This window comes from Paenibacillus sp. (assembly GCF_048976745.1).
Classification (GTDB): domain Bacteria; phylum Bacillota; class Bacilli; order Paenibacillales; family Paenibacillaceae; genus Paenibacillus.
Genome location: NZ_JBHGUU010000004.1, coordinates 582,842 through 593,957, shown reverse-complemented (window position 1 = coordinate 593,957; position 11,116 = coordinate 582,842). Strand labels below are relative to the sequence as shown.

The 11,116-nt window shown below is 46.5% G+C and carries 10 protein-coding genes; all 10 read right to left on the bottom strand.

The genetic code is table 11. The features are described from left to right. Positions 1–31: 31 nt before the first annotated feature. Positions 32–1,534 carry an AAA family ATPase gene (locus ACE3K2_RS03595; protein ID WP_421886762.1) on the bottom strand — a complete coding sequence of 501 codons (1,503 nt, stop codon included), beginning with the start codon at positions 1,532–1,534 and terminating at the stop codon, positions 32–34. After that, complete coding sequence (locus tag ACE3K2_RS03590; RefSeq protein ID WP_339166301.1) at positions 1,527–2,054, bottom strand: hypothetical protein; 528 nt, start codon at positions 2,052–2,054, stop codon at positions 1,527–1,529. The genes ACE3K2_RS03595 and ACE3K2_RS03590 overlap by 8 nt, the downstream gene beginning before the upstream one ends. Positions 2,055–2,355: 301 nt before the next feature. Next, positions 2,356–2,886: a DUF5590 domain-containing protein gene (locus tag ACE3K2_RS03585; RefSeq protein WP_421886759.1), complete on the bottom strand. Its 531-nt coding sequence runs from the start codon at positions 2,884–2,886 to the stop codon at positions 2,356–2,358. A gap of 39 nt (positions 2,887–2,925) precedes the next feature. Further along, a complete protein-coding gene (locus ACE3K2_RS03580) occupies positions 2,926–4,230 on the bottom strand; it encodes an amidohydrolase (RefSeq protein ID WP_421886756.1) in 1,305 nt (434 codons plus the stop codon). Further along, positions 4,217–4,870 (bottom strand): redox-sensing transcriptional repressor Rex, encoded by a 654-nt coding sequence (locus ACE3K2_RS03575; protein WP_421886754.1) that lies wholly within the window; start codon positions 4,868–4,870, stop codon positions 4,217–4,219. Before ACE3K2_RS03575 ends, ACE3K2_RS03580 begins: the two co-directional genes overlap by 14 nt. A 218-nt stretch (positions 4,871–5,088) precedes the next feature. Then, entirely contained in the window at positions 5,089–7,950 is a 2,862-nt protein-coding gene (dinG, locus tag ACE3K2_RS03570; RefSeq protein ID WP_421886752.1) for an ATP-dependent DNA helicase DinG, read from the bottom strand. 140 nt (positions 7,951–8,090) lie between these two features. Further along, complete coding sequence (locus ACE3K2_RS03565; RefSeq protein WP_421886749.1) at positions 8,091–8,738, bottom strand: tetratricopeptide repeat protein; 648 nt, start codon at positions 8,736–8,738, stop codon at positions 8,091–8,093. A 93-nt stretch (positions 8,739–8,831) separates the two neighbouring features. Then, positions 8,832–9,215 (bottom strand): aspartate 1-decarboxylase, encoded by a 384-nt coding sequence (gene panD, locus ACE3K2_RS03560; RefSeq protein ID WP_017687742.1) that lies wholly within the window; start codon positions 9,213–9,215, stop codon positions 8,832–8,834. Beyond that, positions 9,208–10,104: a pantoate--beta-alanine ligase gene (panC, locus tag ACE3K2_RS03555; protein WP_421886746.1), complete on the bottom strand. Its 897-nt coding sequence runs from the start codon at positions 10,102–10,104 to the stop codon at positions 9,208–9,210. Before panC ends, panD begins: the two co-directional genes overlap by 8 nt. Further along, positions 10,101–10,976 carry a 3-methyl-2-oxobutanoate hydroxymethyltransferase gene (panB, locus tag ACE3K2_RS03550; RefSeq protein ID WP_339307347.1) on the bottom strand — a complete coding sequence of 292 codons (876 nt, stop codon included), beginning with the start codon at positions 10,974–10,976 and terminating at the stop codon, positions 10,101–10,103. The genes panC and panB overlap by 4 nt, the downstream gene beginning before the upstream one ends. Between the last annotated feature and the right edge of the window lie 140 nt (positions 10,977–11,116).

The following is an 11,116-nucleotide window of genomic DNA, read 5'->3' as shown; positions in this document are numbered from 1 at the left end:
AATGTAAAAAAAAATAACCAGCATAAATAAATTATGCTGGTAAAAGGGCACTGTCACGAAATTGACAACGAAATTGTTCGCCAGACAATACTTCCTCACGAATCAAGATGTCGAGTGAATTGTCGAAAATTGTCCGTTGTTCTTCAAGCAACCGCTTTGTCTGTTCCATCAGTTCTTGCAGGATTAATTTATTCTCTCGCATGAGTTCCTCCGTTGTGACCATATCCATGTTCACAATCCCAAGTGAAGTCAACCCGGAAGCCATCATCGTCTGCACAACACTGGTTGCCTGATCGAAGTCATTGCGTGAACCTGTCGAACGTCCACCGTAGTACATTTCCTCCGCAGCTGCTCCTCCGAGTGCAATCATGATCTGCTCTTCCAGAAAGCGCTTGGTATAAAGAAACTGTTCCTGTTGCGGGTTATGACGTACATATCCGAGAGCCTGTCCACGTGGACTAAGTGCGACCTGGCTTACACTGCCTGGACGAACAAGTTCAGCCATAATGGCATGTCCCAATTCATGAATGGCGACCCTTTTCTTTTCTTCCACACTGGACTCACGATCTGTCTTTTCACCCATCATGACTTTATCAATAGCCAGGGACAAGTGCCGCTGTTCAATGTTTAACAGCCCGTCCCGCATAGCATATATTGCCGCTTCGTTCATAACACTTTCGAGCTGCGCACCGGAGAAACCATACGATTCTTCGGCTGTCTTCTCCAGATTAACTTCCTTCATCAGAGGTTTATTCACCGCATGCAGTTCCAGAATATGCTTTCTGCCCTTCTTATCAGGCAAGTCCACTTGAATGTGGCGGTCAAAACGTCCCGGACGCGTAAGGGCGCTATCGAGCATTTCTTTGCGGTTCGTTGCAGCTATAACCAGTATCCTTGGCGTATCGGAAGAATAGATTCCATCCATTTCCGTCAGGAGCTGATTCAGCGTCTGATCATACTCGCGCTGTTGACCGCCTTCACGTTTCCCCCCGATGACATCGATTTCATCGATAAATATAATGGCATTTTCTTTATTTTCCTTGGTGGCACGGGTTCTCGCTTCCTTGAACAAATCCCGAATTCTGCTGGCACCCACACCAACGTACATTTCCACGAACTCACTGCCCGATGCAGCTACGAAAACAGAATCAGTGTAATGGGCAGCAGCTTTGGCCATCAGCGTTTTCCCTGTCCCTGGAGGGCCTGTCAGCAAAATCCCTTTTAATGGGCGAATCCCGAACTTGCGAATTTCTTCATGTTTGATAAGAAAGTCCAGCGCTTCACGCAACTCCTGCTTGGCACTGTCCTGACCTCCAATTTCTTCAAAAGTAAGCTTGGAAGGTCCTTTTTTCTTCCGTTTACGTTCCTGTGCAGCGCCTACTGTAATCCCGCCCCGCATTTGCATCATGAACAGCAAAGCTCCGACAAATACCGCTGCAATCAGGATCGGAACAATATTAACACCAGTAAAAGCAAGAAAAATAATCAACACGGGAAAAAATCCAATGGCAACTTCTTTTGTCCACTTAGGCATTAGGCCACACTCCTATCTGACCGGGCACACGCGGCAGAATAATAAACTTGCTGGCATCTCCGTCTCTGAGACTGACATATACATTGTTGTCATCCATCGCTGTATTTACCTTTATTCCATTTGTCGCCATCTTCGACAACGTTGGTGTAATCTCGGTGTATTGCTTGTTCTCCATCGCCTGAGCTACGGTAAACATCGCATCCCCCCACCAACTCTCCAGTGCTTCACTGGAATGATCCACAACATCCAACTTTAGTGAACGTGTTCCAATCAAGTTCTGTCCTTCTTTGTGAATATATTGTACCAGTCTGCCCAAATCAACATCGGGTTGCAGATCCAGTTTCAACTGTACGTCATTGCGGTTAATAGTTAATTGAACATCATTGACTCCATCGTACTGGGTAACCATCTTTTCAATCGGATTCTGCACGGCCACCTGACGATACACAAACCAACCTCCAAACAACACAACGGCTGAAATGACGGCAGTTAAAGCAATAGGCAATACTTTTAGCTTCAAATGAATTACCCTCCCAGATTTTAGCCTAACCTACTGGCTTATTGATATAATACGAATATGTGCACATTGACTCCTGCGAAAATTTTCGACAGGACTATTTGTTTTGAATGTATCTTTGAGTACATATCTGAGTATATCACATCGTATATACAATTTCGAAGGCGAAAATATGAATAAATTATTAATTTTAACTATTTAAATCAAAACTGTTCACAGGCAACACAAAGAACCGGTTCAGTCGGATATCCGTCTGCCGGTTCTTTCGTTTCTTTCATTCTCTAGCTTAGTTAATCTATTTGTTCTAGCTGTTCGGGAGTGTGTAGACCAGGTCCACCTGTTCTCCATTGCTAAAACGATAAAACCGATAGTGGTTATGCGTACCGTCTTTATAATACACTTGCCACACATATATTCCATTCACAACTCCGGGCATGATTCGTTTAATCTCACCAGCAGGAACTTCGGAACTGAAGCGATTGCGTATCTGTGCTTCGGACATGCCATTCTGCAGCAGTTCACTGTGTATAGCGTTAGCACCTGTAGCAGGTTGATTGTTTGCATCGAATTTAACCCAGACCATAACATCCTGGTTATCCTTGTTTTTGCCGATCAGGGTCCAGTAGATGTTGTCAGAGCCTTCTTTATCTCCCCAGATGTATTTACGCAATTCATCATAAGATGTAATGCCCAGTTTCTCCTGTGCTGCCTGTATGGCGAGCGCTTCTTCCTTGCGCTGATCCTGTGTGACATACACATAATAACGCTGAAGTCCAAACAGAATCAGAACCAGTGCAAGCAGCGAAATCCATATCCACTTCTTTTTTTTCTTCAAAAGCCGAACTTCCTTTCCCTATGATGCTCCGCAATGCAATTAACGAGCAAGCAAACCATCAAATGCCAATTGAGACTCACGTAAAATGCGTTCTTCATCCAGCGTCAGACATTCGCCATGTTTAACCACTTGTTTCCCATCCACCCATACGTGCTCCACATCTTTGGCAGAGGCCGAATAAATCGTATGTGAGATCAGGTCTGTATGTGGGTAGAAGTGTGCCTGTTCAATGTCCAGGGCGATGAAATCAGCCTTCATGCCGACCTGAAGCGCACCGGTATTGTTCAGGAAGATGGATTTAGCACCATATGAAGTTCCGAGTAGTAACGCTTCGCCCGCTGGCACGGCAGTCGGATCACCAGACACACCTTTGTGGATCAATGCAGCCAATCGCATTTCTTCAAACATATCCAGGTTATTGTTGCTTGCCGGTCCGTCTGTTCCAAGTGACACGGTAACTCCTGCTTTCAGCAACGCAGGTACCCGCGCAACACCGGAAGCGAGTTTCAGGTTACTTCCCGGGTTATGGGATACGGCCACATCATGACGAGCCAGAATCTCAATCTCTTCGTCATTCAGATGTACCGCATGTGCAACCAGGGATGGACGGGAGAAAAAGCCCAGTTTCTCCAGATGTGCTACAGGACGCAATCCATAGTCTGTCACGTTCTGTTCCACTTCACGAAGCGTTTCCGACATATGTGTATGAAGAGGAAGGTTCAGGTCATTCGCGACCTGTACAAGCTTCTCTATGTAGTCAGGAGGGCATGTATATGGTGCGTGTGGCGAGATTACGGTTGTAATGCGACCATCTGCCTGTCCATTCCACTCCCGTGCAAACGCTGCTGACTCCTCCAGCTTCCGCAATTGCTCTTCTTCAGAGCACAGCCCGATTACACCGCGCGCCAGTGCTGCTCTAACGCCGGATTGTTCCACAACTTTGGCCACTTGATCCATGTGATCGTACATGTCCAGGAATGCTGTAGTTCCGCCTTTTAACATTTCAAGCACCGATAGCGAAGTTCCCCAATATACGTCTTCTGAAGTCATTTTTGCTTCCATCGGCCACATTTTTTCCTGCAACCATACTTGCAGCGCAAGATCGTCTCCGTGCCCTCTAAGCAACGACATCGCTGCATGACCATGCGTATTGATCAGACCCGGCAGGAAGAACAATCCTTTTCCATCCACTTTGGCACAATTTTCGTCTCCATCCGGCAATGTCTCACCAATATGCACAATCTTGTCATTCTCAACAACCATGTATCCTTGAACCACATTCCATGTTGTGCCTTCATTAACGGCAAATTTGCCATTATGAATTACCCATCTATTTGTTGTCATCTTCCTCGTCGTCCTTTCCAGTCTCCAAGTAGTAGGCCAAACTAAGCAGATCCGTTGTAAAGTCGGCATGGTGAATGCGGATATGCGGCGGTGTTTTTAGAATTGTTGGTGCAAAATTAAGGATTGCTTCAATTCCGGATTCAATCAGCTGATCGGCTACATTTTGAGCTTCCGTATCCGGAACGGTAATAATTCCGATGCGGATGTTATCCGTTTGAACCGCTTCTGTCAATTCATTCATTGGTTTTACCGTCAAACTATTGATTTGACTACCAATCTTCGGTCCATATGCATCAAATACAGCAACAATCTTCATGTTGTCTTTCAGATAAGCGTTGTAGTTGGATAAGGCCTGTCCGAGGTTACCCGCGCCTACCAGAGCTACATTAATTTGCTGATCAATTTTGAGAATGTGACGAATTTTCTCGATCAAATAGGATACATCATACCCGATCCCTTTACGACCAAAATCACCGAAGTAAGCCAGGTCTTTTCGAATTTGGGCCGGATTCAGATCCAGCCGTTGTCCAAGCTCTTGAGAAGAAACAGTAGCCACCTCGCGCTGATGCAGCTCGCTCAAATAACGCAAGTATACAGGCAGACGTCGTACCACCGCTTCCGAAATTTTATCCGATTTCATTCTTGCTCCCCCTTACTAAGACCACGATTAAATAATAGATGAAAAGATAAGCATTCTGTATACACTGAAAGATAGACGTGACATTTTATACAGAATGCTCTTTGTAATTTAGGTTATAAGTTCTTACGTGCAACTGCTTTAATCGGATACGGAAATATCTCATAAAGTTTAACGCCAAACGATCGTGTCATGCAATGATATAACGAACAAAACAATCATTATTCTTGTTGGCTAGCTGGTTTCTCTAACCACTCGGTAATTCGTGGAACCATCTGCTCCGTGAGCATATGCTCCATTTTGGGACCTGGTAATGAATATAAAAAGAATTTACCATAGTACGCTTCAATCACCCGTGTATCATAAACAATGACAATACCTCTGTCCTTTGCTGTACGCACCAATCGGCCAAATCCCTGTTTGAAACGAATGACCGCTTGCGGCACGGACAGTTTCATGAACGGATTTTTCTTTTGTTCCTGAAGCAACTCACTCTTGGCTTCCACCAACGGGTGATTCGGCGGCTGGAAAGGCAATCTTACAATAGCGAGACAGGTCAGCGCTTCTCCAGGGATATCTACACCCTCCCAGAAGCTACTTGTGCCAAGAAGTACCGTTGCTTTGGCATCTTGGAACCTGCGAGTTAATTTGGAACGACTTCCACTGTCCACACCTTGGCCTAACAGTGAGATTTCGTTACCGGACAGTGCCTCCTTCAACGGATCATAGACCTGTCGCAGCATCTTGTATGAAGTAAACAGAACCATCATGCGTCCACGCGTGGCAATTGCCGTCTCTGCGAGGGATTGCACCAGCATATTAACAAAGTGCGCATCCCCCACACTGCCCTTCACACTTGGGAAATCACGCGGAATCACCAGAAGTGCCTGATCGCGGTAATTGAAAGGTGATGGCAGCATCGATGTTAATAGCCGATTATTCTCGGAGGCTTCCTGCAAGCCAAGCTGCTCAATCATGAACTGGAATGACTTATCCACAGAGAGCGTAGCCGATGTAAGCACAACACTTTTCTTTTTATCAAAAAACAAATCCTTAAGTTGTGCACTGACATCTACAGGTACGGCATACAGCTGGAGAGATTTACTCCGGAACTGACCGCTGGCTTCCATCCAGTACACCGTTTTGGCATCATCCATACGCATGAAGAATCGCAGATTCTCCTTCAATGTGGTCAGATCTTTCAGCAGTCCTGTAATGTCCGTAATCAGACTATCCGATTGATAATCATCCTGATCCTCTTTCACCTCAAGCAGCAATTTGTCCCCTTTGCGAACCAAATCACCCAGAGTCACATAGATCTGGTTCTCCAGATCCTGCAACTCTTGCCATTTCGCAGGTTTCTGAGATGCCTTCAGACGCAGGGAAAATTGCCCTGTCTCGCCCGGTGAAGCATCACTTCGTTCAGGCAAAAGACCGAACAAGGCATCGCTCATACGATCCCACAGTTCCTTAACCTCAACAGCCAGCGGGAACATCTGATCCACCATGGAGCCCCATTGCACCGAATTTTCATGCCCGGATAACTGCGAACGAAGCATAGGCAGTTGTCCATTACGACTGTCTTTAAACAGACGGGTCAGTGTATGAACCAGCGTGAAATATTTCATGTGCATTCCAAGATGTTTACCGGCTACATCTTCCAGATGATGGGCCTCATCGATTACAAGACTCTCATAGGCTGGTAACAACTGATGCGCTGCTTTCACATCGGTAAACAATTTGGAGTGATTGGTAATTACGATATCGGACAACCCGGCCTCATGTTTGGCGCGATGATAGAAACATTTGCGGAACCATGGACAGGATCTTCCCAGACAGGATTCGGATTCGCTCTGTACCGTCTCCCAGAAGTCGCCTCCGCGCCCGCTAAGGTTAAGCTCCTCATCATCTCCAGTTTCGGTCTGTGTAAGCCATACAATCATCTGAGCGGCTGTGAAATAATCCTCTTTGGGTGTGGCGAATTCTCGTTTATTGATTTTGTGTTCGAATTTGCGCAGGCACAGGTAATGTCCACGTCCTTTGAAGACAGCAGCTTTAAACGGAAACGGAACCACTTGGGTCAGCATTGGAATGTCCCGCTCTCTCAATTGCTCCTGCAGATTGATCGTATGCGTGCTGACCATAACTTTCTGTTCTTGTTTCACACTTTCGTATATCGCTGGCAACAGATAACCCAGAGATTTACCGGTACCTGTTCCAGCTTCGATCAAGAGATGTTTCTCTTCATCCAGGGCTTGCCTTACACTGCTGAACATCTGAGTCTGCGCTTCACGCTCTTCATAATGATCCAGCGTATCCTTCAGGTTCTCCCGAACCTGATCCATAAATTGTTCGAAGCTTACGCCATCGAGGGGGTTACCCTCTCGCTCATCACGCGGTGCACCAATATCAGTCCAATCACTTACATTAAGAGCAAGCTGCCGATAATAGGTATGTCCGTCCAGATCCTGAATCGGCTCTGCTTCCTTCTCACTGCGCATCCCGTCCAGGAACCAGCCCAAGTCACTGTCTTCTGGTGCAAACAGGTCACTGAGCCGCTGAATTGTTATGAGCGGTAATTCCTTTAACTCATCCAGACACTTGAGCAGCACATAGGCTGTCGCCAGTGCATCACTGTCTGCCTGATGAGGTCGATCATGTTGAAATCCAAATTCAGAAGAAACATAACCGAGTTGATAAGAACCCAGTGATGGGAATGTAATCTTCAGAAAATCAATGGTATCCAGAATACGGCCCGTGAAGGGCAGATAACCACAACGGTCAAGAGCATTCTGCAAAAAGTGAAAATCAAAAGCAACGTTGTGTCCAACAAGAACCACATCGTTAAGCAGCGGCACCATCTCCATCATCATCTCTTCGAGTGATGGAGCGTCCGCCACATCTTCATCGGTAATACCCGTTAACCCCGAAATAAACGGGGGAATCGGGACACCAGGGTTCACATAGGAACTATATATTTGAGTTATGCTGTTGTCATGATCTATGATGGCAAGTCCGGCCTGTATAATCTCACCGTCGGACTGCGTGCCGGTTGTTTCGAAATCCAATACGGCAAATTTCATTGCAATGTACGATCCCTTCCATTCAGTCTATGTTACAGCATAGCAAAAAAAAGGGGATTTGAAAATTAACTGACAAAAAAGCGGTGTCCCCGCCGCTATGCCAAAGGAGGGAACACCGTTTTTTGTCGCCGAATTCCCGCTTAATGAAGGGTCGTCAGCTGATTAGCATATTGCAATTTTCCCCTGTTCAACCTGCATGCTTCCATGTTGTACAGTGGTTCGGTCAATGTCGGGTCATACTGAAGGGCCTGTGCAAAGAGTGAACATGCAGCCTCCGGATTACCAAGCTTGGCTTGAATACAGCCCAGGGCGTTACATACAAGTCCCTTCAAGCGAGGTGAACCCTTAAGGTACATAATCTGCTGCAAATGTGTCCCGGCTTCCGTCATTTGTTCCAGATTCAGATACGCGAGCGCCAGGTAAAAACGAGTCAATGCACTCTCCGGATGGTCGGTCACAACCCGGGAGAACTGCATGATCGCCTGCGGATACATCTGTAATTTGAAATAACCCTGACCTCGACTGAAACATTCCAGATGGAGTTCAGGCAGAGCGGTGACAGCTTCCTGTTCCGGCTCAAGGGAAGCAGGCTTATCCATCTCCCGCTCCCTCACCTGGCTCATCTTTTCTTCAAACATCAGCCATTCATCCAGCATTCCGTCACTCATCCGCTTGAGCAAGTTCCACTTTTGCAGCAATTCTTGTTTGTTCAGGCCTTCAGCGGAAGGATAGCTCTTGATAATTTCATCTAACATGTCGTTCATTTCTGCGAAAACATGCTGGAACATCGTTGCATCCCCACCCTTGAAAAAATGGATTAGTGCAGTGACCTGTACTCATTTTTTGCTTCAAGGGCCGATTTCATTCTCCTTACCAGTCGATTACATAATTGTTGCGTGGACTTCCTGCTTCATCGTTTGTACAGGTTTATTCTGTCCATCTACAAATACAACGGTTGGTTTGTGAGTATTTGCCTCTTCTTGCGACATCATGGCGTAAGAAATGATAATGACGTTATCTCCAGGTTGCACCAGACGCGCAGCTGCGCCGTTAAGACATATAACCCCGCTTCCGCGCGGTCCTGGAATCACATAAGTTTCCAGACGTGCACCATTGTTGTTGTTCACAATTTGCACTTTCTCGTTTTCCATCAAGTCGGATGTTTCCATCAAGTCTTCATCTATGGTAATGCTACCCACATAGTTCAAGTTGGCTTCCGTTACCGTAGCCCGGTGAATTTTGGATTTCATGAGTGTTCTAAACATGGGACAGTACCTCCGATTTTTGCAACCTTATATTGTCAATCAATCTTGTTTTTCCGAATTTTACCGCAAGTGCAATAAGCAGATCATCACGACCTTGAACTTCTTCCAGATCGGACAGCGGCTCCAGACTTGGAAAAGCCTGAATCTCCGCATAGTCAATCACTGCAAGCGGTGAGGTTGCAATCTGCTCACGCAGAATACGACGGATATCTGCGGCGTTTATCGCTACACCTGTATCTGCAGCTTCCTGAGCTGCGCGCAGTGCCTTCGACAGAACCAAGGCCTGTGTACGCTGTTCTGCGCTAAGATAGACATTACGTGAACTGAGAGCAAGACCATCCTCTTCGCGAACAATCGGACAGGGTACAATGTCCACAGGCATATTCAAATCATTCACCATCTGTTGAATGACTGCAACCTGCTGAGCGTCTTTCATACCAAAAAATGCACGCTGTGGTTGTACTATATTGAAGAGCTTGGAGACAACAGTCGTTACTCCATCAAAATGTCCTGGACGGGAAGCGCCACATAGGCGCTCTGTCAGTTTGGAGACAGATACCGTCGTCTGTGTTGCCTGTGGATACATCTCTTCAACGGAGGGAATAAATACGATATCCACTCCTTGTGAACGTGCTGTTTCCACATCTCTGGCTTCATCGCGCGGATAGCTGTCAAAATCTTCATTAGGGCCAAATTGAATCGGATTAACAAATATGCTTAATACCACGATATCGCTCTGTTGTCTGGCTACCTGCATTAAGCTTGCATGCCCTTGATGAAGATAACCCATTGTCGGTACCAGCCCTACCACTGACGCATTGGACCGAATCGCTTGACGCTTCAAGCTTAGTTCCTGTCTTAACTCTGCGATTGTCCGTAATACTTTCATGAGTTACTCCCCACCTTTTCCTTGCGTTGTCCGTACAGTTGGTCCAGAACACCATCCGCAGCATTGAATACATGCTCTTCGGCCGGGAATGAACGATCTTTAACTTCTTTCACGTAAGCTTCGATGCTGGTTCGGATTAGTGTACCCACATCTCCATAGGTTTTGACAAAACGTTTGGGCGTATACGGAGAGGCGTATTGAACGACATCGTGGAATACCAGAACCTGACCATCACAGCCCCGTCCTGCACCAATTCCGATGGTTGGGATGGACAATTCCTCCGAGATCGCCCGTGCAACTTCTTCCGTCACCAGTTCAAGCACAATGCCAAACGCACCAGCAGCTTCCAGGGCTTTGGCTTCGTCCATCAGACGTTTCGCATCCGCTGCATCCTTGCCCTGAATGCGGTAACCGCCGATCTGATTAACCGATTGAGGTGTCAGCCCGATATGTCCAAGAACAGGCACACCTGCTTGCACAACCGCTCTGACGGTGTCCGCAATCTCGACTCCGCCTTCCATTTTGACCGCATGGGCATGCCCCTCTTGCATCAGTCGACGTACACCCTTAAGCGTCTCATCCACGCTGCCATGATACGTCATAAAAGGCATATCAGCTACAATAAACGTTTTCTCAGCACCGCGTACGACGGAACGTGTGTGGTACACCATGTCGTCGATGGTCACCGGAAGCGTCGAATTATAACCCAGTACTACATTACCGAGTGAATCACCAACCAGAATCAGATCAATACCTGCTTCCTCTGCGAGGAGCGCTGTTGGATAATCGTAAGCCGTAATCATGCTAAGCGGCACGCCATCCTGCTTGTATTTTTTCATTTTCACAATGTTCATCGCTTGTTTGTTTGCCATTTTCTCTCATGGCTCCTTTCTTCTTTTCAAATAAAACGCAACAAAAAAACCTTTTAGTTTTCCACTAAAAAGTCCCGAAAAGTCAAAAAAGAGTCACTTGCGATCGTCCCTTCTGTCTCGGTCCTCTTCGGCTCAGAGCA